This is a genomic window from Neolewinella lacunae (genome assembly GCF_014349155.1).
Taxonomy (GTDB): Bacteria; Bacteroidota; Bacteroidia; order Chitinophagales; family Saprospiraceae; genus Neolewinella; species Neolewinella lacunae.
On sequence record NZ_JACSIT010000154.1, the window covers coordinates 114473 to 140277 of the forward strand.

Genomic DNA, 25805 nt, shown 5'->3' on the forward strand with positions numbered 1-25805 from the left:
GCCAGCGCAGAGGGTGCGCTAAGTGCGCGAAAGTGGGCTACCCGACGGTGGGTGGACCGCGCGGCGAGGCCTGGCGGCGGCTTCCCGCTTGCAGTGGCCACGTACGCTGTTCCGAATGGCGTACGCGATCGGGTACAAACCCGGCGGCTACTTCGCTGACGAAGCAGCTGGGAATGGGAGGCAAAGCGGCCGAAAAAGCGGGGGCTGCCAGGGAAAAACCGGGGGCTTTTTCCGGAGAAAAGTACTCCAGGTGATCTTCTCCCATATCCGCTTCCACCAAGCCCGCCAACACGCCCAGCCAATTGGCGTGGGCATTTTGGCGGGAGCATAAAGTGGGCACGCCGCGTTCGGTGATGTGGTCCGTATGGACGTGCGGCACCAGGGTGTGGACCAGCAGGATCAGGCCCGACAGCAACAGAAAGTTCCGCAGTGAATTGGCGGTGTGACGCATTACAGCGGCAATTTAGGCCGATTTCTGTGGCTTAAGCGTGTCTGAACCTCCAATGCTGGTTATTTATCATCAGTCTAGTTGACGATAAGCGTGCCTGCACGGGCCCTTCCCCGGTGCAAGCCGCCCGAAATTCCTTTACTTTACCGCCACAATTGCAGAAAATGGGCTTACAGGAAGTAGTATTGGTAACGGGGGCCTCCTCGGGGGTTGGCGAAGCACTAGCGCCATTGCTGGCCAAGCGGGGTTACCGCGTATATGGCATGAGCCGGCGGAGCGTGGCGCTGGCGGGGGTGACGGCCTTGCCGGCGGACGTAGGCGATGCCGCAGCCGTGAACGCCGCAGTGGCCCAACTCATCGAGGCCGAAGGAAGGCTCGACATCGTCCTGCACTGCGCGGGCATCGGCGGTGCTGGCCCCGTCGAACACATGCCCACGGCGGAAGCGCGGCGGATCATGGACACCAACTTCTGGGGCAGCTGGAACCTCTGCCAGGCTACCCTGCCCCACCTGCGGCAGAGCCCCCGCGGCCGCCTCTTGCTGGTGGGCAGCATCGCTGGCTTCATGGGCATCCCCTACCGCTCGGCCTACTGCGCCAGCAAGGCCGCCCTGAAGACCCTGGGCGATAGCCTGCGCATGGAACTCAAAGACAGCAACCTGCAGGTGGCCACCGTCTGCCCCGGAGACATCGCCACCAACTCCATCGCCACGCAGTACCGCCAACCCGCCGAAGACCTCGACCCGCTCTACCAGGGCCGCTACCGCAAGGCCGACGACGGCATGGCCGCCAACGTAGACCACGGCATGGCCGCCAGCACCGTCGCCGAGCGGATGTACACCATCATGAACTACGAAGTGCTCAAGCCCTACTACGTCATCGGCGAACCCCTCCAAAAAGCCAGTACCGTAGCCAGCCGCCTGCTGCCCGGCCGGGTGTGGGAATGGGTGTTGGGGAAGTATTACAGTTGATCTTACCGGCAACTGCGCGGCTGACGAGGGTCCGGTAGTCGGAAAAAACCCTTTACTTTGGTCGCCCAGTTTTTACATCCATGACCAACGATACTTTCACGCTCGAACGTACGGGAGGGGCCCGCATCGGCTTTACCAACGGTTCCTGGCCTTTCGGCAGATTGCGCCTGCGGACGGGGCAGTTGGAAATCAGCAATGGCCTGCGGCGGGTCCGTTTTGGGCCGGAAGACGTAGTGATGGTGCGCAGCTACCGGCAGTTCCCCGTCTTGACGCCGGGCGTGCAGGTGGTCCACCGCCGGGAGGATGTGCCGCTGATGGTGATCTTTTGGGGTTTTTCCGGGGTGGAAGAATTGGTGGAGGCAATTGGTCGGGGGGGCTTTCCGCTCAGCTCGGAAAAAACGCTATCCGCTGCCGATCGCCTCATTGTGGAGCGCACGGAACAAGTGCCCTTCCGGTGGGAGCGGCTGCTGGCCACGTTGCTGTTGCCAGTACTGGCGTTCGGGCTGGGCTACCAGCTGGGCGACCCCGACCCGACCTCCCCGCAACGATTGCTGCTGGGGATGGCGCTGGCCAGCGCGGGGGTGGCTGTTTTGGGCCTCGTGGTACTGTTTTCGGGGCTGGTGCAGCGCTTTGTCCTCCGGCCCAATTTCACGGTAAAAGACGTGGCGGGCTGGCTGTGGTGGGTGGTGGCGTTGGCGGCTTTGCAGGCGGGGGGGATGGGCGTTTTGTTGATGTTGGATGTGTGATGTGTGATGTGTGATGTCAGATGTGTGATGTCAGATGTACAATGTTGTGCCGCAAGATCTGACATCGCAAATTGCGAGGAAGCGAGCCGGATGAGACGTCCGGATCCGACAAGATTTCGCCGGACGAGACGTCCGGAGCCGGGCCTGCCGCAACATCTGACATTGTACATCTGACATCAGACATCACACATCTGACATCGCCCATTCAAGCTCCCCTTGCACCTGCGGCCGCGCAATAATCTGCCCCACGTAAATTTTCCGCCCCCCACCCCGCCAAACAAGGACGAAAACCGGAATCCGAACAGCACAATCCCCCCGGCACCTTACCTTGTGCCTCCAATTGCCCAACGCGCAGCTGCCCAAGACCATGACTACCCACCAGTACATCGACGCCCACCGCGAACGCTTCCTCGAAGAACTGTTCAGCCTCCTCCGCACCCCGAGCGTGAGCACCGACCCCGCCCGCAAGGACGACACCCACTACTGCGCCACCCAGGTGCAGGAGTACCTGCTCAAGGCCGGGATGGACGAAGTGAGCCTCTACCCCACGGCCGGCCACCCCATCGTCTACGCCGAAAAAATCATCGACCCCGCCCTGCCCACCGTCCTGGTCTACGGCCACTACGACGTGCAGCCCGCCGCCCCCCTCGAGCAGTGGGAAAGCGCCCCCTTCGAGCCCGTCATCAAAAAAACGGCCCTTCACCCCGAAGGTGCCATCTTTGCCCGGGGCGCGACTGATGACAAAGGACAGATGTTCATCCACGTCAAAGCCGTGGAAGCGATGATCCAGACGGGCAACCTGCCCTGCAACGTCAAATTCATGATCGAGGGCGAGGAAGAAATCGGCAGCCCCAACCTGACGCCCTTCATCCAGCAGTACCACGAAATGTTGGCCGCCGACGTCATCCTCGTGTCCGACACCAGCCTGCTGGCCAACGACGTGCCCAGCATCACCGTGGGCCTGCGCGGACTGAGCTACCTGGACGTAAAAGTGACCGCCGCCAGCAAAGACATGCACTCCGGCACCTACGGCGCGGGCGTCGCCAACCCCATCAATACCCTCTGCGAAATGGTGGCCAAGCTCAAAGACGAGCGCAAACACATCACCATCCCCGGTTTTTACGACGACGTGGTGTTTCCTTCCGATGAGGTCCGGGACATGATCCGCAACGCCCCCTTCGATGCGGCAGCGAAGATGGAAGGCCCCGGCCTGTTCGGGCTCGAAGGCGAAGAAGGCTACCACTTCTACGAGCGCACGGGCATTTTGCCTTCGCTGGATTGCAACGGCATCTGGGGCGGCTTCATGGAAAAAGGTTCCAAAACGATCATCCCCGCCGTGGCCAACGCCAAAATCAGCATGCGCCTGGTGAGCCAGCAAAACCACGAAAAAGCCGCGCAGCAGTTTGCGGACTACTTCAAATCCCTGGCCCCGGATACCGTGCGCGTGGAAGTCACGCCCCACCACGGCGGCAATCCCTACGTGACGCCAACCGACACCGTGGAGTACCAAGCCGCCTCCGCCGCCATGGAAGAAAGCTTCGGCCGCGTGCCCGTGCCGATGTACGGCGGTGGCTCCATCCCCATCATCGCTGCGTTCAAGGAAATTCTCAAAATCGAAACCATCCTCATGGGCTTTGGCCTCGATTCCGACGGCCTGCACAGCCCCAACGAGCACTTCGGCGTGGTCAACTTCTTCAAAGGCATCGAAACGGTTCCGCTCTTCTTCCGGGCCTACGCCAGCCGCAAAGCGGGCGCCTAGTGCAGGAGGCAGAAGAGACCAATGCGGCAGCCAAGCCACGCAGCAAACGCCAAAAGCAGGCAGCCGTGCTGCGCATCGCCCGGAAACTCCACCGCCTGGCGGGCGTCGCCCTGTTTGTCTTCTTCTTCGTCATGGCCATCACCGGCGGACTCCTGGGCTGGAAAAAACACGCGGGGGAAATGCTGATGCCCAAAACTTACGCGGGTGCAAGTGCAGACCCGGGCAGCTGGCTGCCTATGGATAGCCTCAGTTTCCTGGCCATCGAGGCGCTTTACCAGTCCACCGGCCAACTCCTGGAGGTGGACCGCATTGACGTCCGGCCCGACAAAGGCAGCATGAAATTTCTCTTCCCCCGCCGCAACTTCGAGGTGCAGCTCGACGCCGCAACGGGGCGGGTCCTCAGCGTCGGCCGCCGCCACAACGACTGGATCGAGCAGGTCCACGATGGCTCCATCGTCGACGACTGGCTCGGCATCCCCAACGGGCTTTTCAAGGTGTTTTACAACACGGTCATGGGCGCGGCACTCGTGCTCTTCACCGTAACCGGTTTCTGGTTGTGGTACGGGCCCCGGCGCATGCGCAGGTAGTTGATCTTTTCGTGGGGCGGTGTTTTACGTTGGGCGCGGTCGCAGGTGCAGGCTGCGTCGCCCCAGGGGAAGAGCGGGGGGAGGTTATTGAACCAGCCCGCTTAGCTATGCTCTTGGGGCGTCACTTCTATGAGTGAAAAGTCAAAATATCGGGCAGCCTGCAGATATAAATTTGTAAGAAATATCCAGAATTTTTCCACCTTTTTTAAGCTTTTTAAGTTCGTTTTCTACTTCTTGATTATAAAACTCTTTGACAAGAATTTGTTCATTTTGGGGCGAAAAATATTTCCTAGGGGCTGCTAGAAAATACTCGTAAACCCTGACTACTTTTTGCCCTCTTCTAACTTTCCCCTTTTTAATTTTTTCGAACATATCAATGCACGGGGCTTTCAGGAACGCCATTATGGTATTTTCGCCTATTTTGGATTCAAATTCGATTCCATTTTGATTGAAGGCTACAAGTTCTCCTTTTTTTAAATAAAGTGTTACCACTAATTTTTTCACAAGAAAATCACGGCCTTCGATAGGAAGGTCAAAATCTTGAGGCGTAGCTCTAACATAAGCATCAAGACAATAAATATAACTTTGAATCATATCTTCATTAGCTTCAGATTGGCATATCACTGGCAATGAGTATATTGAAATGAAAATTATAAATAGTAGCTTCATTATTCTTAGTTGCAGGGTTCAAAATTAAAGTCTCCAAGGCTATCGCCATCTGGAAGGCCATTGCCGCAATTGTCACTTGCTGCGTGTAAAAAGGTATTCATTGATGCCTGTATATCTTCTGATGATAAGCCATATGGCATACTATTCCTCCAGGCTCCGTATGCTGCAGTTTCTTGAAGTCCAGACCAGGCCATTAAATCTACCATGAAATCAGCAATTGAGTCGTTTTGACCTTCTATCACTGCGCGAAGATTATTTATATAGTTATTAGCCATAGTTTCATGTTCTGCATCTAATATGCCACCAGGGGCAAATAAGGGAAATTTAATTTGAAATTCACTCTGGCTTAAAGTTGCTCTGAAATAGTCGATATAACCATGGATAGCTTCATGCATAATTAATCCACGAGTGAATTCTTTAGTACAACCGATGGCGGTGTATCATTAGTAATGGCACTCTGTAAAGGAAGATGGCAGCTGGGCAAGTTCACTATCTTAGTGGCGACAAAACTCAGAAAGAATGCTTACCTGCCCAAGCTGCACGAGCTGCAAGATAATCATGTACGGCAAAACTCACCACCAAAAGCAACGTTTTCGTTGTAAGGATTGTAACAGACAGTTTGTCGTAGATAATGGCCACTTGATCAGCAAAGAGAAACGTGGATACATTGAGCGACTGCTTAGCGAAAGGGTAAGCTTACGTGGAATTTGTCGTTCCATGGAAGTGAGCATGACTTGGCTGATGAACTTTGCGGCTTCAATCTGGGAGCAAACGCTGGACAATTTGGGAGTAGATTACGAGCTCCTAGAGAATCTGAGTGATGAAGAGCTACAATCCGTTGAAATTCAATTAGATGAAATGTGGTCCTTCGTCGGCTGCAAGAAAAACAAGCGTTGGATCTGGGTAGTCTATTGCCCAGCGATCAAGCAGGTTTTGGCCTTTCATGTTGGAGGTCGAGGTGTTTCGCCCCCCCCACCTTTCCCACTTCATTCAACGATAGGCCAGTACCATCTCACCGCCCAAAAACCACAAATTGTTTTGCTTGTTTCATTTTTCTTCGTACATTTGTGCGACTAGCGGACTAATGCAGAAGTTGAATCAGCTCACTAGTAACTCGCCTTTCCTCCCCAACCTTGCTACTACCTACATCCATGGCCGAAGCGCAATACACCGAAGACAATATCCGCTCGCTCGACTGGCGGGAGCACATCCGCCTCCGCCCCGGCATGTACATTGGTAAACTGGGCGACGGCGCCAGCCCCGACGATGGCATTTACATCCTGCTCAAAGAAGTCATTGACAACTCCATCGACGAGTACGTGATGGGCCACGGGCGGGAGATTGACGTCCGCATTGAAGATGGCGTGGCCTCCGTGCGCGACTTTGGCCGCGGCATCCCCCTGGGCAAAGTCATCGACGTCGTCTCCAAGATCAACACTGGCGGCAAGTACGACAGCAAAGCCTTCAAAAAATCGGTGGGCCTTAACGGCGTCGGTTTGAAGGCCACCAACGCACTCTCGGAAGCTTTCACCGTCTACGCCGTCCGCGAAGGCAAACTCAAGCAGGCCGACTTCGCCTTCGGGGAACTCGTCAAAGACCATAAGCCCGTGAAAACCAATGAGGCCGACGGAACTTTCGTCAGTTTCCGGGCCGACCACAGCATCTTCAAAAAGTACAAGTACCGGCCCGACTACATCGAGAACCAGCTCTGGAACTACGCCTACCTGAACGCCGGCCTGAAACTGAACTACAACGGTAAGACGCTGGTGAGCAAAAACGGCCTGAAGGACCTGCTGGAGCGTCGCGTGGGTGAAGAGTTGCAGCGCTACCCCGTAATCCACCTCAAGGAAGAGGACGTGGAAGTGGCCATCACCCACGGCAATGCCTACGGCGAGACCTACTACAGTTTCGTCAACGGCCAGCACACCACCCAGGGCGGTACCCACCTCAACGCCTTCAAGCAGGCCTTTGTGGATGCGGTGCAGAAGCACTTCAATAAGAGCTACGACCGCAAAGACATCCTGGCCAGCATCGTGGCCGCCGTGGCCGTCAAGGTAGAAGACCCCATCTTTGAATCCCAGACCAAAACGAAGTTGGGATCAACGGAAATGGGGCCGGGTTCGCCGACGGTGCAGACCTTCATGCGCAACTTCCTGCTGGAGAAGCTCGACAACTACCTGCACAAGAACCCCACCGTTGCCCAAGACCTTGAAAAGCGAATCAAGCAGTCGGAGCGGGAGCGCAAGGAAATCGCCGGCATCAAAAAACTGGCCAACGCCCGGGCCAAAAAGGCCAACCTCCACAACAAAAAGCTGCGCGAATGCCGCGTCCAGTACAACTCCACGGATAAAAAGCACAGCGAAGAGCAGAAGCTGGCGACGACCATCTTCATCACCGAGGGAGACTCCGCCAGTGGATCGATTACGGTGGCGCGGGACGTACAGACCCAGGCCGTCTTTTCCCTCCGCGGCAAGCCCCTCAACTGCTTCGGACAAACCAAAAAGGTAGTCTACGAAAACGAGGAGTTCAACCTCCTCCAGCACGCCCTCAACATTGAAGATGGGGTAGACGAGTTGCGCTACAACCGCGTCGTAATTGCGACTGACGCCGACGTGGACGGCATGCACATCCGCCTGCTGCTCCTCACCTTCTTCCTGCAATTTTTCCCGGATATGGTCGGGGCGGGCCACCTCTTCATCCTCGAAACGCCCCTGTTCCGGGTGCGTGATAAGCAGAAGACCTACTACTGCTACAGCGAGGCGGAAAAACAGGAAGCCATTGAGAAACTGCGCGGCAAAGCGGAGATTACCCGCTTCAAAGGCCTGGGCGAAATCAGCCCGAATGAATTCAAGGACTTTATTGGTCCGGACATCCGCCTGGAACCCGTTGTGTTGGGCGAAGCGACCAACATCGACGACCTGCTGACCTACTACATGGGCAAAAACACCCCCGAGCGCCAGAACTTCATCATTGACAACCTCCGCATTGAACGGGACGCCGACCTGGACGAAGACGGCACCGCAGACGTCGAACAACTGGAAGAGGCGGAAGCTTTGGGATAAAATCGGGTGGGAGGCTGGCTGTGCCTGTTTCTGATCCGGCGGTGGTGCTTGGGTGGGGCCTTGCGGGTAGCCATCAACATTCGAACATGTTCGAAAGTACGGGGGCAACCTCCGCGCGGGGAGGGGGCGAAATCAACATTTGAACATGTTCGAAAGTACGAGGGGCCGTACAATACCCCATCCCCCCGCTCGGGTTGCTAAAGCTCCTACCGACGTGCTTAGCCCTCCAATTGCAACACCAGCAAGGGAATGGAAGGATGGAGCACCATCTGACGGGTACTGCTCTTATTGAACAGCCGATTCCAGAAGCCACGTTGCTGGGTGACCATTACGGCCAGGTCGATGGGGAATTCGCTGAGGTAGTTTTTCAGCCCTTCCTGCACACTATCGGCCTCCACCTCCTGGATCTCAAAGGTGAATTCCGGTTCGGGTTGCTGGAACAGGGGGGCGAAAAGTTGCTCGCGGGTGCCGGGATGGGCACCTTCCTCGTCGTTGACGTGCACGAAATGGACGCGGGCGTGGAAGAGCTCGTTGAAGTCCATGAAAAGAAGGACCGCCCGCCGGCTCAGGGAAATGCTGTTGCTGGCGTACAGGATGTTCTGGTATTCGGCAAAGGTTGCCTGCTTGGGGACGAGCAGGACGGGACATTCCGCCCGGCTTACTACGGAGGTGGAAACGGTACCGAAGAGGTTTTCCAGCAAGTCCGTCTCGCCGGTAGCGCCCATAACGATGAGGTCGTGCTGCTTGCTTTCTTCGACGATTTTATCGGCAGCGAAGCCGAGGAGCAATTCCGCTTTGCGGGTTATCCCCGCAGTGGTGGGGATGGTGTCCAGAAACTGGTGCATCCTGTTTTCGCGCTCGTCCATCAATTCGCCAACGGGGGGAATGACGAGGGCATCAGCCGTAGCCGTTTGCGGCGTAAAGACGTGAATCGCTTTCACGGAAGTGGCACCAACGAAAGCGCCCAGGGCCTCGGCGTAACGCAGGGCTGCGGCGGAGCCTACGCTGAAATCGACCGGAACAAGGATGCGAGCAATCATGGAGAAGAGACTTTAAGGTGAGGAAGGGCCAAGATAAGCCGCCCGTTCGTTAGCGTAACACGCCTTCGTTGAATAAGGGTCGGTACCACCCTGAGGAAACCCGATTTAACGCGATTCTGCTTTTTCTATCCATCCATTTTATCATTCATACGTTACCACTGGGTACTGCCAACGTCGGATTGATTCATGCTGACTACTTTCCTCTATCATCCTTGTGCCCCTGCGGTAAATTCTGCACCGACGGCTGCCCCACTGCGGGGAGCGGCGGGTTGGAGCATGCGTCGGTTTAGGACGGCGGAAGAAATCTGCCAGCACTGGCCGGAGGGTGAGCGTGCTGACGGTTTTTGGCTGCGGGCAGAGACTTTGGCTTTTCTCAGGAATCATCCGCAGGGGATCACCACGGAGGCGCTGTTGCTGGAGCACGCCCACGATGGCCGCCGGGTATGGCTGAGTGCTCAACCTTTCTCGTTCAGTGCAGCGGGGCAGGTCAGTGACCAAGCCAAGGGAAAAACTTCTTCCTACGACTTTCGGCGTCGGCTCCTCGCGCCCTTTTCCTTTCGGGTGCTCTGCATTGGGCAGTTTCTGGTGTCCGGGCCCTACGCCCAGGATGGCCTCCAAAATCTGGGGGCGGCGGAAGCCACGGACCTCCTGAGCGCCACCGCCGATGCCCTGATGGACAGCTGCCGCGGCTACACGGCTGTACTGCTTAAGGACCTTTACCCGACCGAGCACCCGGTCTCCTGCGCACTGGAACAACGGGGCTACCACGCCTTGCCCGCCGACCCCGTTATGGGTCTCCACATCCCTGCGCACTGGAACAATCTGGAAGACTACCTGCTGGACCTAAGCAGCAAGTACCGGGTTCGCTACCGCCGCGCCCGGGGAAAAATGGAGGGCCTGGAGCGCCGCCGCCTCTCCGCCGCTGAAGTCGATCGCTACCAAGACCGCATTTACCACCTGTACCAGCAAACCAGCGCCGGGGCCGATTACAATGCGGCCACTTTGTCCGCTGCTTATTTCCCGTGGTTGGCCACGACGGGTTCACCCAGTAAGGGGCACCGTTCGGCTGCGCTGAGTTACTTCCACGGCTACTTCACGGCTAGCGGAGAAATGGTGGGCTTCACCTCCGGCATCGGCAACGGAAAGGTTTTTCACGCCCATTTCCTCGGCCTGGAAGATACCTACAAACGCAGCCACCATCTCTACCATAATATGCTCTACGACCTTTTGGCCACGGCCATCGAGGAAGGCTACGAAGAACTGGATTACGGCAGGACTGCCCTGGAGATCAAAAGCTCAGTAGGAGCCACCCCCGAGCGTTTCGCCTGCCAGCTCAAGGCCCGGCCGCGGCTGCTTAACCAACTGGTCCCTATCTTTACTCCTGCGGTTTATCAAGCCACCCCCTGGGAGGAGCGCAATCCTTTTCGAAATTAAGCGTTTATTCGTTGGCTTCGAAAGGGTAAAAAGTTGGCCCTCTGGCCAGGTAAATTTTCTACTTGTCGGCTTTCGCCACAAATTTGTCAAAACGAACGGAAGTAACAAACCCCGGTGCTTTCCGGGAGGTTCTTTGGACAACACATCCTTTGAGAAAATTTATGTACGATTTTCCGCAGTTAAACCTTGGATAAACGGCAATATCGCCGTACTTTTCATCGTACCTAATCCCGGCTGTTTTTACTACCACTAAAATCAAAACCAAGAGCTTATGTCTACCCGTCGTAATATCAAGTACCGCTACCTGAAAACCAAAATGGCCCTCAGTCAAACCGTACAGGCGATCCTCGATATTAACCGAAAGCGGCGATTCTTCCGCCAGGACGACGGTAAACAGGAAGAGCTCAACGAGGAGCTCAAAGTTTTGAACGCCGTAGCCGAAAACCAGGCCCGCTCCCTGAAGTCTTTTGAACTGCAGCTCAAAAACGAAGTAGCGTAAATCAGACAACATTGCCGGATGTCATGGCCTTCCTCGTTGCCTACGAGGACTGGGACTGGCGGCCAGTGGGTAAAGTTCAACAAAAGTACCCGGCAACCTTTCCGCCCGGGCTCTCACATTCGCGTTACCTTTGCGTGGCATACCAAACTGCGCATAATATGTCTACTGCCCTCGACCACCTTGCTTCCGATAGCCGCATCTGGATCTACGGAGCCGAACGTGCCCTTACCCCCGATGAGGTTACGACCATCCGTACCCGCCTGCAGGATTTTGTTGCCAACTGGGTGAGCCACCGCCAGGAACTGACGGCCGCCGCCGACATCCTCCACCAGCGTTTCCTGGTCATTGCCGTAGACGAAAGCAAGGCCGAAGCCAGCGGTTGCTCCATCGACGGGTCCGTTCACTTCATCCAGGAACTGGGTGCCGAACTAGGCATCGACTTCTTCAACCGGATGCGCTTCAGCTACCGGGACGCCAAAGGCCACATCCATACCGTATCCCGCGAAGAGTTCAAGTCGCTCTACGAACAGGGCAAACTCGAGAACGACACCATCGTCTTTGACCCCCTGGTGAAAGAACTGGGCGAACTCCGGCAAATTTTTGAGCGCCCACTCGAAGACAGCTGGCATTCGCGGATGGTGTGAGGTTAAGACGTTTTACGCCGCAGTGTGAGGTCAACACCTTCTAAGTCGTAGGGAAGACGTCCATTCCACCCTTCGCCGTGAAACGGCTCAACCATTGATACGGCTCGACCTCACGCGGAGCGTCTACGGAATACCCGACTTGCGCTTAGATTCCTTAACGAACCAGGCTGAACTGCCCTTCCTCACTCACTTCCGTACCATTGATGCGGAATTTGGCCAGGTAGAGGTAGGTGTCCTGGTTCTGGGGCGTACCGTTTTTGGTGCCATCCCAACCTTGGTCGACATCGGTGGTCGTAAAGATCTTCTGCCCCCAGCGGTTGAAGATGCTAAGGGTGAAATCCGTCACTTCTCCGCCGTAGAATACCCGGAAGAAATCGTTCGTACCGTCGCCGTTGGGCGTGACAAGTTCGGGGATTTCGTAGCGTGACTCGACGATGTTGATGACGATGGAGGCAGGGAATTCACAATTGCCTTCGGCGGTGGTGACCACGAGGTTGTAGATCAACTGGGCGGGGGTGTTCTGCCCCGGAGGTGGCACAGTCACCTGGATGCTGGTGCCGGAGCCGTTAGCGGGGCTGAGGTTGCCCGTCCAGGTGTACGTGGCGTTGAGTCCGGCCGGCAGGTTGATGGCCGTAAGCGTGATGGTGTTGCCACTGAAGACGACATCCGTTGCTGGTACGATATCATCACCTCCGCTGGTCATGGCAGCAATGGCCGGGTCAAGGTCGTCGCCGATGATCTCCACCGTAACGGTTGCCGTAGTGCTGCCGCAACCCAAAGCATCGCTGAAGGCCACCGTGTAGGTACCCGACTCCGTGGCGTTGACATTGATCTGCCGGTCGGTCAGGCTCGATCCGCCCGCCAGCGTTGCACCATCGGGTAGGGTCCAGAGAAAGTTGCCGTTGCGGCCATTGCTGACGTTGGCCGTCAGTTGGATGGGATCAGTGCCGCAAGCGGAGCCTGGGCCCTCGGCGGTAAGCGTATAATCTTCGGCGATTTCCAGGCGGATGGTCTGGCTGGTGGTCGTACACTCTCCGGTGGTTTCCACGGTATAGGTGGTAGACATGGTGGGCGTAACCTGGGCGAGCGGGTTACTGGTATCTACGCCCCCGCCAGTGATGCGGTAAGTGTAACCAGCGATGATGTTATTAACGATGAGTTGGCGGGAATCGCCCAGGCAGAGCAGCCGGTCATCGGTAAGGGTAGGTGCAATGTCCTGAATAACGCCAATGGAATACATCGTAGGTTCTGTACACTCCGAGCCTTCCGCCGTCATGGTGATCATGTAGGTTGTGCTCTGGCCCACCGTAGCGATGGGGTTCAGGCAGTCATCGCAACTCAGCGTGTTGCCCGGGTCTTCCCATTCCAGGGTGGCGTTGGGTCCGCTGGGGTCGAAAGTGACGGTGATCTGAACGGGCTCGCCGGGGCACACCAGGGGGTCTACGGGATTAAAGATGGGAACCGGTGGCTTGATGACGTTGATCTGAATGGTGGTGGTATCCACGCAGGCTCCGCTGGTGTTGATGCGGGTGACCAAGGCGGAATCGGCAGCGAAGAACACGCCATTGTAGAGGTCCTCGGGGCTGGCCAGGCCGGGAGCCACATCCCAACTGTGGGTAATGAGCGGGAAATCACCCACATCGTAGACGGGCGATTGTAAGTAAAAGGTATCCCCCTGGCAGAAGGGATCCTTCATGGGGTCGAGCGTGAAGCTCATGTCTTGGGGCAGGGAGTCGGTACGCACGTAAACGGAATCGATCTGGTAACAGCCGTTGACCGTTGCTTCAGCGAAGTAAAGGACTTCTGGGGCGGGATCCACCTGAAAGGTAGTGCCCGTAGGCGGTGTGAGGGCTCCGGTAGTGGGGAACCAACGGACTTCAGAACTGATGGCGGGTTGGATGCTGACCGACAACTGGATCGGTCCTTCGCCCAGACAGCGCAGTACGGTATCGCCCTGGGTGATCTCCAGTAGAGAAGGGATGATTTGCACCCGTACGGACTGAGTGTCGGCACAGAAGCCGTTCTCGGAGGTCGCCGTCAGGGTAAACACCGTGTCGAGATCGAAGGAATAGGTCAGCACGGCGTTTACGTCGGTAGAATCGTCCAGGAAACTTCCCGGGCTCCAGCTGTAGACGGTCTGGCCAGGGTCGGTGACGGCGGTGGCGACCAATTGAAGGGGCTGGCTACCGCAGTGGAGGGTATCGGACACGAGCTCAGGGACCACCAGGCGATCAACGTCAATCCAGATGCTGTCGCTACCCACTGAGCCATCGGCGGGGTCGACGACGGAGACTACGTAGTAGCGGGAATTTACGGGTACAACCCGGGGGTTGGGCGTGGTGAGGGGATCGATAAAACCTTCTTCGGGCCGCCAGACGAGGCCATTATCGGCCACGCTGTTGGTCTGCATCAGTTGCAAGGTATCGCCCTGGCAGAGGAAGACGGTATCGGGGTTCAGGATGGTAACAACCGGCATCAAGGAGGTGGGAGAGCCCGTGCGGGGAGCAGCGGGGTGGCCCGACGCGAAGGCAGCGGCGGAAAGCATCAGGATACTGACGAGGGATAGGAGCAGACGGTTCATCATGGCGGATCGCCCTGGTTTTGGGTTTGGTACCGGAGCATACCTCCGGCAAAGGGATGGCAAAGTACGCATTTTACCGACTCTGCGCCACAGCCCGGGGTGGATTGTGCACCTAAGTCACCCGGCCGCTATTCCTTAAGCCAGGCCCGGGCTTGCTCGACGGTGATGCCGCCGTAGTCATTTCCCCAGGCCTGGTGCAGGTAATTGACGATGTTGACGATCTGAAATTCCGTCAGGTCTTCGTTGCCGGGCATCGGCTCATCGTAGGTGATGCCGTTCGCCACCAAGGGCCCCTGCATACCGTAGCGTATCCCCCGGACCACCTCCCGGGGATTGTCCCGCAGGTAATCTGCCCCCGCCAGCGGTGGGATCAGTCGCCGGAGACCTTCCCCGTATTCTCCGTGGCAGTTGGCGCAGTGCTGGTCGTAAAGGTTGTGACCTTGTACGTTATCGGTTTTGCCGCAGCCAAAGACCAGCAAGAGGACGATCAGCGGGAGAAAGTAGAGAACGTAGCGCATGGGGGAGTATCTTTTGTTTCACTGCCGGATAATGCCAGGTGGTAAAAAAGTACAACCAGCGTAGACCATTTAAGTTATCGCATTTTACATCCCTGGTCGGGTGGAAAATTCCCTTCCCCTCCCCGCCCTGCTCTCCCCCATTGGGGGTTGGGGGGTATCCCCCTGCACTGCACCTGCGGCTGCGCCCAACATGACGTACTGCAAAGCAAATAACGGCTACTGGCCTGGAAAACCCTGCCCTTCTCCTCGTCCCTCAGCCCTCAAAAAAAGCGCGCAATTCTTCCCGCCGGTGGGCAAACACCTGCCTGGCGAAGGTCTCGATGGCGTCGAGCTGCTCGCGGTCGGTGACGTCAATTTTCAATTTTTTGTCCTTGAGCACGGCGGGGGCGGCGGCCGATTTGTAGTAGCCCGAAAGACGGTAAAACTGCCGGGGAGCGAGCACCTGCTGCAAGACGTGCTGGGTAAATTCCATGTTGGTGTGAATGACCAGGCTGATGAGCCGCCCCATCCACTTGATGAGGCCCCACTGCCCGGTGCCAATTTTTTTGCGCGGGACGTAGGAGCTGCCATCGGAGCCGCAGCCGAGGGACAAAAAGCGGAGGTCGGTGGGCTGCAAGCCGAGGCCCTGGAGCCCGCCCGGCAGCAGGCTTTGCCCGGGGGCGGCGGGCTGGGCGTTGAGGCAAAAAGCCAGGGCAATGAGGCCGGGGTCGTTGGCGTAATTGCCACTTTCGCCGTAACGGCCGAAGAGGGGGAGGTTGACGGCGGCGGCGGAGGTGCGCATGGCCAGGTCCACCAGTTTTTCGTGGGCGTCGGTGGTATGGGCAGAATTATAGACCACAACCTTGAAAGCGGGGGTCTCCCCCGGCGCCAGATCGGGGCTCATGTCTAAAGTCCCGGTCAGGAAAATGGTATCGGTACCGTAGCGTTGGGCGACATCCCCCAGCGTGGTGGTGGAGCCGAGTTTTTCGCTCAAGAGCTGCTGGAGGTTATCATTGGGGTACTTCGGCCGGAAGAGATTGAAGGGGTTAAAAACCCGTCGCCAAAAATTGCGGGGCAAAATGAAGCTGGCCCGGTCCCGGTAAATCCCGGCGATCTCGGCAATGGGCAATCCGGCGGCGAGGCCGAGGGTGATGATGCCGCCAGTGGCGGAGCCGACGATGACGTCGAAGTAGTCCGTCACCGATTCCCCCGTCTCTTTTTCCCACTCGTGCAGGATGGTGGCGGGAAAAAGACCGCGGGTGCCTCCGCCGTCGATGGATAAAACACGTAGGGGCTTGTGCATGGCTGCTTGTTTTTATTGGGCGGGGGGAATGGGCATTAGTGGTTAAGGTAGGTGGCGAAGGACGGGTCGTTGGCGCGGGCCAGGAGCCGGGCGCGGATTTCTGCGGCGGCGGGGTCGGTCCGCAGCAACTCCAGCAGGCGCTGGTGGTGCGCCTGGAATTGCTGTTTGCCGGTGTACTGGCTTTGGTGCTCCCGGAGGATGTTCCGGAGGATTTCCTGTTGGTCGTCGGCAGCTGCCAGGCGCTGTTGCAGGTCGGCCATCGTCTGGTCGTAAGCCGATTGCGAAGGGATAGCGTCGATGGATTTGGTGAGATTAACGAGCAAATCGCGCTGCCTGCGGGCCTGGCTGTTTTTGCGCATCCAGAGCACGAAAAACAGGAGGGACAGGGCCAGCAGTACTCCCCCACCAGCCAGGGCGATGGTGCGCACGGTTTTGGAAATCTTTCCGGAGGTTCGGTCAATATCCCCCGTCGTTTTGCCTACCGCCAATTCCACCTTATTCAAAAGGCTATCGAGTTCCGGACTGCCCAGCATATTGTCAAATGCATCCACTAGAATGGCGCTGGCCAGCGCACCCGTTTTTTCGCCCAGCAGGGAATCACGGAGCAGGAGGATGCGGCCTTCGGCGGCGGCGTTGAGCAGCGTAGGCAGGGCGCGCGCCAGGCTTTGATCGAGCTGGCGCGTAAGGTCCAGCAGGGCCATGTGGAGTTTCACTTCCAGCGGGTTCAGCGCTGCGGTATCGGCCAGGAGGTGGTGGAGGCCGCCTTCTGCGTCGGCCATCAAAGCATTCAGGCTGGTCCGCACGGAGTCTTCTAGTCGCCGGATGCTCACGGAGTCGAGCTCCGCCTGCACGGATTGCCCCGCAGCGTGGACCAGGCGCGCCACCAGCTCATCGAGCCTGGCGGTATCCAGCCCGCTGGCCAAGCCGCGCGTCAGGTTTTCGCCAATGCCCGGAGCTTGCTGCTTTACCTCCACCAGGCTTTTTTTTACGGTATTGACCACGCCACAGCCCGCTGTCAGCAGCATTCCGCAAACGAACCACAAAAGGATAGAGAGCTGTTTCACGGGCCAGGAATAATCTCCGGCAAACGGGTTAAACCCATCTGTCGCACGAAGTCGTTCAGGAAAGTCCCCCTGGGGTCGAGGCGATCGCGAACCTCAATCCAGTCGTCCAGGCGCGCAAACTGTGCTCGGATGAAATCATGGTGTTGGTACAGGCGGGTATTGTGCTTGCCCCAGTGGGGGATGCCGCCGAGGCGGATCATCATTTCCTGGTAGCCTTCCAGTATTTCAATGTCCCCTACCGTGCCAAAAAGCAAGGGGACATCAATGTAGGCCGTCTCCCGCCCGTAGGCGGAGGAAAGCAGGGCCTGGGAGGGAGCCACAAAGCGTACCGGGATGTGCGCCGACTGGTACAAGCCCGCCTCCGCAGCGTTGCGCTCGGCCTGCACAAAAATGGCTTCGATCACCTCCACGATTTTTTCGGCGTGGGCCGGAAAGGCGAACTCGGCGCTGATGCCGTAGCGGATTACGGCGTTGCCGCTCTGGTACAGCACCCGGTGGCTTTTGCCAAAGTAGCTCATGTCTTTGGTTGACCACAGGGCGAGCTGGATGGTTTTTTTTACGCCTTCGGGCTTGAGTTGGAGCTTACGGATGGTATTCTCCACCAAATACTCGATGTTGCCCAAGACCGTGGCAAAGATGTTGCGCATCCTGGCGTGGAGGCCGCGGGGTTGTTGGCTGCGGTCAACGATCGTTTGCTCAACGATGGCGCAGCGGTGTTTGCCTTTGACGGCGTAGGGATTGACGCGGAAGGCGACAAAATCCGTCCCCCGCACCTTTTCCATAAAACTGCCGTCCAGCAGTGCCGCGCGGAGGTCTTGCCAATCGACCAACGTACGGCGCTCCTGCATCCAGAACTGGGGTTCCACCTCCAGGGTGAGTTCATAAATGATCCCCGTAGCACCGAAGCCGAGGATGACGTTATGGAACACTGCATCGTCCTGGATCAGGCGCAGGTCCGGGTGGGCCGCTGCGTGGAGTACGGGGTCGGTCATCCCCTGCAGGGGTTCAATCTGGAGCAACTCGCCGCCCGTAGCGACCATGCGGACGGAGCGGACCATATCGGGCACCGCCGGCTTGGCAATCCCGGTGCCGTGGGTGCCGGTGAGCATGGCCCCCGAGATGGTCTGAAAATCCACCGCCCCCATATTCGTCAGGGCCAGGCCCATGGCATCGAGCCTGCGCGTCAGGCGTTTCAGGATGGTGCCCGCGCCGGCGGAGACGAGGTGGCGATCCCGCCAGGCGCTGCGCAGGGTCGCCGGGTCGGTCTTCTGCAGGCCACGCATTTTTTTCATGGACAGCAGAAAATCCTGGCCCTTGGGCGCTTCGGAATAAGAGTGGCCAGAGCCCACGGCCCGCACGCGCAAGCCCCTGCTTTCGGCCTCCCGGACGATGAGGCGGAGGTCTTCCACATCGGCGGGAAAAAAGAAGCGCCGCGGCGTCACCTCCACGTTGCGCGAGGCATTGATCCAGGTGTAACGGTCTACGGAAATTTTGGCGAGTCTTTCGTTCATTGTTCAGGAGGCTTAGTCGTAAAGCTGGCGTTGGACGCGTACCTCGGGATGGAGGTAAAGCGCCGTCCATTCGGTCGTCCAGGCTCCCACTACGTGTACGATAATGGTGGGCAACAGGCTCCCCGATTCCAGGGTGGCGTAGGCCATAATCAGTCCGTAGGGAATGCTGCCCACCGAAATGCGGTTGTTCTTGAAGTAGTGGATCATGCCGTACATGCCCGTACTCACCAGCAGGGCCAGCCAGGTGCTGCCAGTATTCATAAATACGGATTGCAGTACCATCCCCCGGAAAAGAAACTCCATGCCCACCAGGTAAAGCAGCCAGAAAAAGGCGCTGCAGATGCACATGAGCGGTGTCCAGCAGGTCAGGCGAATCTCCGGGTATTCCAGCAAGTGGGCGCGGCCGCGGGTGGAAAGAAAGTTGAACAGCAGGGTGACGGGCAAGAGGCCCAAGAGCCAATACCCTACCGCAGGACTCCAGGCAAAACTGATCCCCAGGTCGACCAAACTGATGTCGCCCAACCACTTGAACCAGAACACCATCAGCAGCGGCACCCCGCCAAACAGAAAAGCGCCGAGCAGGCGCCGGCGGAGGATACGGCTGAAGTAAGACGAATTAACGTCGTACTGGATCTGGAAAGATTTCGGCAAACGCAGCGAAGGGGACAGCGCGTACCAGAGGATAAAGCCCAGGGTTCCCGTAAGTAGCGACAGGATCAGGTAATCGGTAGCCATGCTTAAAATGCTGGTGTTGGAGTACAGTTGTATTGCAACAAATTACCAGGATGTTACAACACACTCCAAAAATAGCGGCATATCGGCCCAACTAAAGTTATAAGCTCGCCAGTACCCACGCGGTGGCGCACATTTGGGCGCGTTCGCAGGTGCCGGGTGATGGACGCAAAAAAAAGGAAGTCAAACGCCACTCAGCAAACAGCAAAGCACTTCACCCCCCCAGACCCCGGAGGGGTCGAACTTTAATAACCCCGGATGAAGGATGCAAAGCAACCGTAATCCGGGGATACCCCACGTAAGCATGCAAAGCATCCGTAATCCGGGGATACCCCACGTAAGGATGCAAAGCATCCGTAATCCGGGGTGGGGAGATAAACACTACTCAAACCGGGCATCAAGCCAATCCGCGATGGCTTCCAGCGCAACGGGGTCGAAGGTGATCTCAATACTGCCGTACTCCGTGGGAGCGCCCGAATCGGCGGGTTGGAAGAGGTGGTTCAGGTTGGGCAGGGCAAGAACGGTGGCGTCCTTATTGCCGCTGTAGGCCATGGCTTCGGCGATGGCGTGGAGGTTGGCCAAGTCGGGGACCTGGGTGTCTTTCGTTCCGTTGATGGCCAGCAGCGGCATGGTCAGCTGCCGCAGGTAATCCCGGGGCTGGAAGGCCAGGAAGTAGCGCATCCACGGGGAGGAGAGCGGCCTGACGTACTGTGCGCTGTAGGCTTTGGGGTCGACGATGCTCTGGCGGACGGGCTCAGGCAGGTGATCGAGCTGGGCTTCGATTTGCCGGGACAATCCTTCCACGTAGGTGGCCTGATCGAGCTGGGTATTTTCCCCGATCCAGCGGTAGGCAGCGCGGATCAGGGGCTCGTCGCGCAAGGTAATGGCCTCCGGCACGCCCATGGCTTTGCTGACCAGTCGGCGCTGTTCCAGCATCAGGCTGTCGATGGCTACGCCCGGGGCAGCCAGCAAGACCATGAAGTCCATTTTTCCATCGGCAACCGCCACCATGGGAGCAATCATACCGCCTTCGCTGTGGCCAGCCATGCCCACCGGCACCCCGGCCAAGGCGGGTTGCTCCCGCAAAAAGCGGAGGGCGGCCCCGGCGTCAGCGGCCAGATCGGCAGAAGTGGCACTGGAAAAACTCCCCGTGCTCTCCCCCACCCCGCGGTCATCGTAGCGGAGGACGGCGTAACCCCGCCTGGTCAGGAAATCAGACAGCACCAGAAAGGGACGGTGGTTGATCGGGGGGCCGAGGGCGGAGTTGCGATCCTGGGGGCCAGAGCCGGAGACCAGAACGAGGGCCGCTTTGGGGCGGTCGCTCGCCGGAAGGGTCAACTCTCCGGCCAGGGTGACGGAGTCGGCCCCGCCGGCGAAGGTGACTGATTGGCGCAGGTAGGGAAAGTCCTGCGGCTCCTGGGGACGACTGGGGGCATCGGCGGAGGGATAGCCAACGGGCCGCTGGCGGGTAAAGACCAGGGGGAAATCGGTATTGGCCTGGCGGAAGACGCCGCGGAGTTCCTCTCCATCTTGCGTCCCACTGAAGACGATGCCGAGGGTGGGAACGGTGTAGCTGAATTGCTGGCCATCGTAGTCGATTTCGGCCAGGTCGATGCGCCGACCGGGCACGGTGGGGTCAGACATCTCCCCGGCCCAGGTGTCTGCCGTCTGGCGGAGTTCCAGTTTCATGGGCAGTTTGGTCCCCATGGCATCAAGGACGGCAAACCACTCACCCGCCAGCTGGGCCTGGAGGGTGGCCATTCCAAAAAAACATGACAAAAACACCGCACGAAGTAGGGCCATGACCGGTTAATTTTATAGCCAAAGATAATTCTTTGCCTTAACCCTGCTCGCTATCCCCGTTAATGGCTGAGGATGTTTCGAGGGGACACTCTCGGGGAGTGTACTTCGCTGGGGCGTCTTTTCCCTGCACCTGCGACCGCGCCCCCTTCGTTTGCCAAGTCCAGGCATGCCCGGGCCGTCGTACCTTTCGGCCATGTTGCAGCGCCTACCTTACCTCCTTTCTCTCCTCGGTATTCTTCTGCTGGGCCCGGTGTGGCTGCCTGGCCAGGGCAGTCCGCTGCCGACGGATGACGAGCACTACGAACTGCTCCGCCGACTGGCCATCCGCTACGGCTACGCGGGTTTTGAGCGACCGGCCACCGACCTGGCCCTCCGGCCCGTCAACCGCGCCGGGGCCGTTCGCCTCGCCAAAACTTACCTCGAGCGCTACGCCGCAGACCTGACGAAGACCGATCGCTACCGCCTGCAACGCTTTTTTGACGACAACAACGAGTGGCTCGCCCTGCCCCCTCTGGCCCCCGCCGATGACGGCGACCGCGCCGCCTATGACCTGGGAGAAGCCTTCGCTACGGCCTCCGAGCAAAGCCCGTTGTACCGCCAACAAAAACCCCTCCTGGGGCTCCTCTACCCCACTCCGGCCAACCTGCTGGAGGTCAACCGCCCCGACTTTTACCTCCGCCTCAATCCCGTCATCGACTTCCGCTACGGCAAGCAAAAAGACGACGCCGAAGACTATTTCTACAACCGCCGGGGACTGCGCCTGCGGGCTGGCGTGGACGACCGCATTTTTCTTCACTTCGAGATCCTGGAAACCCAGCGGGGCTTGCCAGATTACGTGCGGCAGTACCGGAACCGCTTCGGGGCGCTGCCCGGCGCGGGCTTCCTGAAAACGTACCAGCTCGATGTGGCCAACGTCCAGAACGGGGCAGATTACCTCAACGGGCAGGGTTACGTCTCCGCCGACCTGACCCGGCACGTCGGGGCCCGCCTTGGCTACGGCAACCACTTCATTGGCGACGGCGAGCGCTCGTTGCTGCTCAGCGATTTCAGCAACAACTACCCTTACCTGGAGCTGAACTGGCGCATCTGGAAATTCCACTACCGTAACCTTTTTGCGGAACTGACCAACGGACCGACGCGGGCCACGCCGACGGGCGTGCCGCTAACCAAAAAGTACCTCGCCGCCCACCACCTTTCCATCAACCTGGGGCAGCGCCTTACCCTCGGCCTGTTCGAAGCGGTGGTAATGAACCGGGAAGACGGTTTTGACCTGGCCTACCTCAATCCCATCATCCTTTACCGTACCATTGAGCAGAGTGTGGGCAGCCCCGATAACGCCATCGTGGGGCTCACGGGCCGCTACCAGACGCCGTGGCGCATTGAGGCCTACGGGCAGTTCATCCTGGATGAATTCAAGTTCGATGAGCTCTTCGTGGAGCGACGGGGCTGGTGGGCCAACAAATTCGGCTACCAGCTCGGGGCCCGCTACGTGGACGCCTTTGGCCTCAGGCAACTGGATCTGGTGGTGGAGCGCAACCTCGTGCGGCCCTACACCTATACCCACCGGGGACTGAGCAACTACACCCACTTCGCCATGGCCCTGGCCCATCCGCTGGGGGCCAATTTCCGGGAATCGCTCGTCGGGCTGGATTACCGCCCGCTGCCGCGCCTGCACCTCCGCGGCCGGCTTTACCTCATCGAGCAGGGCGAAGGCAGCGCGGACCGCGTAGTGGGCGAAAACATCAACGTTTCCCACGAGCTGCGGGAAATGGATTTTGGCAACGAAATTGGGCAGGGCATCAATTACCAGAACACCCTAATGACCCTGCGCGGCAGCTACGAACTCAAGCCCAACCTTTGGCTGGAAGGGGAATACATCTCCCGCAACAAAGACTCCCAGAGCGCCGACCGCGACCTGCTAACCTCCGTGCTGAACTTCGGGGTGCGCTGGAATGTGGCGCGGCGGGATGATGGGTTTTGAGGGGGGCTCTCACCACTCATACTCCGCCGCCAAATAATCCTTGCCCTGCAAAGCTTCGGCGGCAGCGGGGGCAACTCCCCGCTTCCAACGGCGGTGCGTCCAGAGCCAGGGCGTGGGGTCCCGCTGGATTTCTTTTTCCAGGATGCGGACAAAAGCCTCGGTAATGAAGCCGGGGGTCTCTTCACGCGGAGCATCCGTGATCGGGATGAGGCGGGAGACATAGTGGCCGCGGCTATCCATGCGTAAATTCATGTAAAACACGGGGCGGTTGTGGCGCACGGCGTTGCGTTCGGGGCCCGCCAGAAAACTCGTGGTGCGTTCCAGGAAATGGGACCAGTGTACTTTTTCCCAGGCGTGGTTGCTCGGGGACTGGTCGGCAATAAAAATTTCGATGGCCGGGCGGACGGGGTCGGCAGCAAAGTATTCGTCCACTTCCCGGCGGCTGACCAGGTAAAGCCCCGTGCGTTCGCGGTTTTTGCGGATCATGGCGTCCATCGCCGGGTTCTTGAGCGGGCTGTAGATGGCCATGACGGTGAAATCCGGGAAGATGGCCGGGAAAGAGAGGGCGGCAATTTCCCAGTTGGCGTAGTGCCCGCCCACCACCATCACGCTGCGCCCGGCGGCCGCGTAGGGGGCCAGCAGTTCGGGGTTTTCCACCCGGCAACGCTCGATGCTTTCGGGGACGGACATCGAAAAGAGCTTGATCGACTCGGCCAGCGAATCGAAAAAATAGCGGTAAAACTGCCGGGCTTGCGTGCGTACTTCTGCCTCCGTCCAGGCGGGAAAAGACCCGCGCAGGTTGGCCAAAACCACCTCCCGGCGGTAGCCCAACACCCGGTAGCCCAGCCAGTAGCCAGCACGGCCGACGGCGTAGAGGACAGGCAATGGGAGCCGACTCAGCGGCAGCAACATCAGGTAATAAAAGAGCTGGGCCATGGCCCAAAGGTAGCCTTAGTGATCCGAAAAGGGACGGTGCCAGTTGTCCAAGTGCTTACTTCAGCAAGTCTTGCAGGCGCTGCCGTACGGCCAGCAGGCGCTCAATCACCTCTTCCTTGGCCGCTGGCGTCTTCTTGCCGTTGGTGATGGCCTTGCGCGCCCCCTCAATGGTGAAGCCCCGGTCTTTGAGCAGGTGGTGGATTTCTTCCAGCTGCCGGATGTTTTCCTTGGTAAAGCGCCGTTCGCCGCGGCTGTTTTTGCTGGGCTTGAGGTGGGGGAACTCCTTATCCCAAAACCGGATCTGGGAGGCGTTCACCCCCAGCCGCTCGGCCACTTCGCCGATCGAGTAATAGAGTTTGAGGTCGTCATCGCGCTCTTCCTTGGCCATATTGCGGTGCATTTGGGCCAAAAAGGTAAGCTTTTTTTCGCGCACCTGGCGCGGGAGGGTCAGCAGCAGCCGCAACTGCCCGCAGCGCACCGCCCGGCCGCCCTGCTTTTGGCGGGGGATTGGCCCGGTAGCCCCGTCCTCCACCGGGACATTTGCCAATCCGTCTTATCTTGCCCCCAAAGCCCCCGCTCGGGAAGAAGTTGCATGCAAGGACTTTGGAGAAGACTCACCACCGCCGTTATTTTCGTTGTCATTATGGTTGCCGGCCATTACACGGGCGAGTACACCTTCAGTGCCCTCTTCCTGATCATCACGGGGGGCTGCCTGTGGGAGTTCTTTGGGATGACCCTCGATTTGCATACCCGGCGGGATAAAATCCGCAAGGCCCTCGGTGTTGCACTGGGCTTAATGCCTTTTGTGCTGGTGACGGCGCTGAGCCTGCTGAAAGTCAAGGAGCCCGAAAATTTCATCACCCTGGCCAGCCTCCTCTTCTCTCCCTTCGTTTTCACCATCTTCATCTACGAACTGTACAGCAACAGCAAAGAACCTTTCGCCAACATCGCCTTCATGGTTTTGGGGCTTTTTTACATCGGCGTGCCTTTCGCTTTGCTGGACTTCATCGCCTTCGACGGCGAAAACAACTTCAACGGCCGGGTGGTGCTCGGCCTGCTGGTACTGACCTGGGTGAACGATACGGGGGCCTACCTCACGGGCAGCCTCATTGGCAAAACGCCACTTTTTCCCCGCATCAGTCCCAATAAAACCTGGGAAGGCACCACGGGAGGCTTCATCACCACCATCGTATTTGGTTACCTGCTGAGCTTAATTTTTCACGAGATCCCGCTGGTACAGTGGGTAGGGCTGGCCGTCATCGTGGCCGTCTTCGGTGGCCTGGGCGACCTGGTGGAAAGCATGCTCAAGCGCAGCGTAGGCGTCAAAGACAGCGGCAACCTCCTGCCCGGCCACGGGGGCCTGCTCGATCGTTTTGACGCCTTCATTTTCGTCATCCCTTTTGCCTCCGCCTACCTCCTGTACCTCCGCTAGCGGGGCAAGGCCAGCCGGGGGTGGATGCACTGATGGGCGCGGCCGCAGGTACCAGGGAAGTGAGGCAAAGAGCAGTGAACGGAAAGCGGGCGGAATAGCCTCACATACG

Annotated in this window: 24 protein-coding genes; 11 read left to right on the forward strand and 13 right to left on the reverse strand. The window is 58.5% G+C overall.

Annotated elements, in window-relative coordinates; translation table 11 throughout:
* Positions 1-37: 37 nt before the first annotated feature.
* Positions 38-451 (reverse strand): hypothetical protein, encoded by a 414-nt coding sequence (locus H9S92_RS21520; protein ID WP_187468775.1) that lies wholly within the window; start codon positions 449-451, stop codon positions 38-40.
* A 161-nt stretch (positions 452-612) separates the two neighbouring features.
* Between H9S92_RS21520 and H9S92_RS21525 the strand changes: the two genes are divergently transcribed.
* The 4 genes from H9S92_RS21525 (at position 613) to H9S92_RS21540 (ending at position 4508) form a co-directional block, all read left to right on the forward strand.
* Positions 613-1416: an SDR family NAD(P)-dependent oxidoreductase gene (locus tag H9S92_RS21525; protein WP_187468776.1), complete on the forward strand. Its 804-nt coding sequence runs from the start codon at positions 613-615 to the stop codon at positions 1414-1416.
* A gap of 80 nt (positions 1417-1496) precedes the next feature.
* The gene (locus tag H9S92_RS21530; protein ID WP_187468777.1) at positions 1497-2162 is read left to right on the forward strand and encodes a hypothetical protein; all 666 of its coding nucleotides are present in this window, start codon (positions 1497-1499) and stop codon (positions 2160-2162) included.
* Between the two features lie 367 nt (positions 2163-2529).
* Positions 2530-3921: a dipeptidase gene (locus H9S92_RS21535; RefSeq protein WP_187468859.1), complete on the forward strand. Its 1392-nt coding sequence runs from the start codon at positions 2530-2532 to the stop codon at positions 3919-3921.
* Positions 3921-4508 (forward strand): PepSY domain-containing protein, encoded by a 588-nt coding sequence (locus tag H9S92_RS21540; RefSeq protein ID WP_187468778.1) that lies wholly within the window; start codon positions 3921-3923, stop codon positions 4506-4508. Before H9S92_RS21535 ends, H9S92_RS21540 begins: the two co-directional genes overlap by 1 nt.
* Before the next feature lie 141 nt (positions 4509-4649).
* On the opposite strand, the gene H9S92_RS21545 is transcribed toward H9S92_RS21540, so the two are convergent.
* Together H9S92_RS21545 and H9S92_RS21550 are read right to left on the reverse strand one after the other, a co-directional pair.
* Positions 4650-5177, reverse strand: a complete 528-nt coding sequence (locus H9S92_RS21545) for a hypothetical protein (RefSeq protein WP_187468779.1) — start codon at positions 5175-5177, stop codon at positions 4650-4652.
* Positions 5178-5182: 5 nt separating this feature from the next.
* Positions 5183-5572, reverse strand: a complete 390-nt coding sequence (locus H9S92_RS21550) for a hypothetical protein (protein WP_187468780.1) — start codon at positions 5570-5572, stop codon at positions 5183-5185.
* Positions 5573-5696: 124 nt separating this feature from the next.
* On the opposite strand from H9S92_RS21550, the gene H9S92_RS21555 reads away from it, so the two are divergent.
* The gene (locus H9S92_RS21555; protein ID WP_264758021.1) at positions 5697-6254 is read left to right on the forward strand and encodes an IS1 family transposase; all 558 of its coding nucleotides are present in this window, start codon (positions 5697-5699) and stop codon (positions 6252-6254) included.
* A 74-nt stretch (positions 6255-6328) separates the two neighbouring features.
* The gene (locus H9S92_RS21560; protein WP_187468782.1) at positions 6329-8239 is read left to right on the forward strand and encodes a DNA topoisomerase IV subunit B; all 1911 of its coding nucleotides are present in this window, start codon (positions 6329-6331) and stop codon (positions 8237-8239) included.
* A gap of 218 nt (positions 8240-8457) precedes the next feature.
* On the opposite strand, the gene H9S92_RS21565 is transcribed toward H9S92_RS21560, so the two are convergent.
* Positions 8458-9279 (reverse strand): universal stress protein, encoded by an 822-nt coding sequence (locus tag H9S92_RS21565; RefSeq protein ID WP_187468783.1) that lies wholly within the window; start codon positions 9277-9279, stop codon positions 8458-8460.
* Between the two features lie 186 nt (positions 9280-9465).
* Between H9S92_RS21565 and H9S92_RS21570 the strand changes: the two genes are divergently transcribed.
* The 3 genes from H9S92_RS21570 (at position 9466) to H9S92_RS21580 (ending at position 11856) form a co-directional block, all read left to right on the forward strand.
* Complete coding sequence (locus tag H9S92_RS21570; RefSeq protein ID WP_187468784.1) at positions 9466-10713, forward strand: GNAT family N-acetyltransferase; 1248 nt, start codon at positions 9466-9468, stop codon at positions 10711-10713.
* A 271-nt stretch (positions 10714-10984) separates the two neighbouring features.
* Positions 10985-11212 (forward strand): hypothetical protein, encoded by a 228-nt coding sequence (locus tag H9S92_RS21575; RefSeq protein WP_187468785.1) that lies wholly within the window; start codon positions 10985-10987, stop codon positions 11210-11212.
* Between the two features lie 158 nt (positions 11213-11370).
* Positions 11371-11856 (forward strand): hypothetical protein, encoded by a 486-nt coding sequence (locus H9S92_RS21580; protein ID WP_187468786.1) that lies wholly within the window; start codon positions 11371-11373, stop codon positions 11854-11856.
* Positions 11857-12010: 154 nt separating this feature from the next.
* On the opposite strand, the gene H9S92_RS21585 is transcribed toward H9S92_RS21580, so the two are convergent.
* The 7 genes from H9S92_RS21585 to H9S92_RS21615 form a co-directional block, all read right to left on the reverse strand.
* On the reverse strand, positions 12011-14440 hold the full coding sequence (locus tag H9S92_RS21585) for a gliding motility-associated C-terminal domain-containing protein (protein ID WP_187468787.1): 2430 nt from the start codon (positions 14438-14440) through the stop codon (positions 12011-12013).
* 125 nt (positions 14441-14565) lie between these two features.
* Positions 14566-14955 carry a c-type cytochrome gene (locus H9S92_RS21590; protein ID WP_187468788.1) on the reverse strand — a complete coding sequence of 130 codons (390 nt, stop codon included), beginning with the start codon at positions 14953-14955 and terminating at the stop codon, positions 14566-14568.
* Between the two features lie 253 nt (positions 14956-15208).
* Positions 15209-16237 (reverse strand): patatin-like phospholipase family protein, encoded by a 1029-nt coding sequence (locus tag H9S92_RS21595; protein WP_187468789.1) that lies wholly within the window; start codon positions 16235-16237, stop codon positions 15209-15211.
* A 35-nt stretch (positions 16238-16272) separates the two neighbouring features.
* Positions 16273-17301, reverse strand: coding sequence for a hypothetical protein (locus tag H9S92_RS21600; protein ID WP_187468790.1), 1029 nt, complete (start codon positions 17299-17301; stop codon positions 16273-16275).
* Positions 17298-18812, reverse strand: a complete 1515-nt coding sequence (locus H9S92_RS21605) for an FAD-binding protein (protein WP_187468791.1) — start codon at positions 18810-18812, stop codon at positions 17298-17300. Before H9S92_RS21605 ends, H9S92_RS21600 begins: the two co-directional genes overlap by 4 nt.
* Positions 18813-18824: 12 nt before the next feature.
* Positions 18825-19547: a CPBP family intramembrane glutamic endopeptidase gene (locus H9S92_RS21610; protein ID WP_187468792.1), complete on the reverse strand. Its 723-nt coding sequence runs from the start codon at positions 19545-19547 to the stop codon at positions 18825-18827.
* A 378-nt stretch (positions 19548-19925) separates the two neighbouring features.
* Complete coding sequence (locus H9S92_RS21615) at positions 19926-21347, reverse strand: alpha/beta hydrolase family protein (protein ID WP_187468793.1); 1422 nt, start codon at positions 21345-21347, stop codon at positions 19926-19928.
* A 193-nt stretch (positions 21348-21540) separates the two neighbouring features.
* On the opposite strand from H9S92_RS21615, the gene H9S92_RS21620 reads away from it, so the two are divergent.
* The gene (locus H9S92_RS21620) at positions 21541-23328 is read left to right on the forward strand and encodes a hypothetical protein (RefSeq protein ID WP_187468794.1); all 1788 of its coding nucleotides are present in this window, start codon (positions 21541-21543) and stop codon (positions 23326-23328) included.
* A gap of 9 nt (positions 23329-23337) precedes the next feature.
* On the opposite strand, the gene H9S92_RS21625 is transcribed toward H9S92_RS21620, so the two are convergent.
* The gene (locus tag H9S92_RS21625) at positions 23338-24264 is read right to left on the reverse strand and encodes a lysophospholipid acyltransferase family protein (protein WP_187468795.1); all 927 of its coding nucleotides are present in this window, start codon (positions 24262-24264) and stop codon (positions 23338-23340) included.
* A 55-nt stretch (positions 24265-24319) separates the two neighbouring features.
* Complete coding sequence (locus H9S92_RS21630; RefSeq protein WP_222936202.1) at positions 24320-24811, reverse strand: MerR family transcriptional regulator; 492 nt, start codon at positions 24809-24811, stop codon at positions 24320-24322.
* A 45-nt stretch (positions 24812-24856) separates the two neighbouring features.
* Between H9S92_RS21630 and H9S92_RS21635 the strand changes: the two genes are divergently transcribed.
* Positions 24857-25696, forward strand: a complete 840-nt coding sequence (locus tag H9S92_RS21635; RefSeq protein WP_187468796.1) for a phosphatidate cytidylyltransferase — start codon at positions 24857-24859, stop codon at positions 25694-25696.
* The last annotated feature ends 109 nt before the right edge of the window (positions 25697-25805 follow it).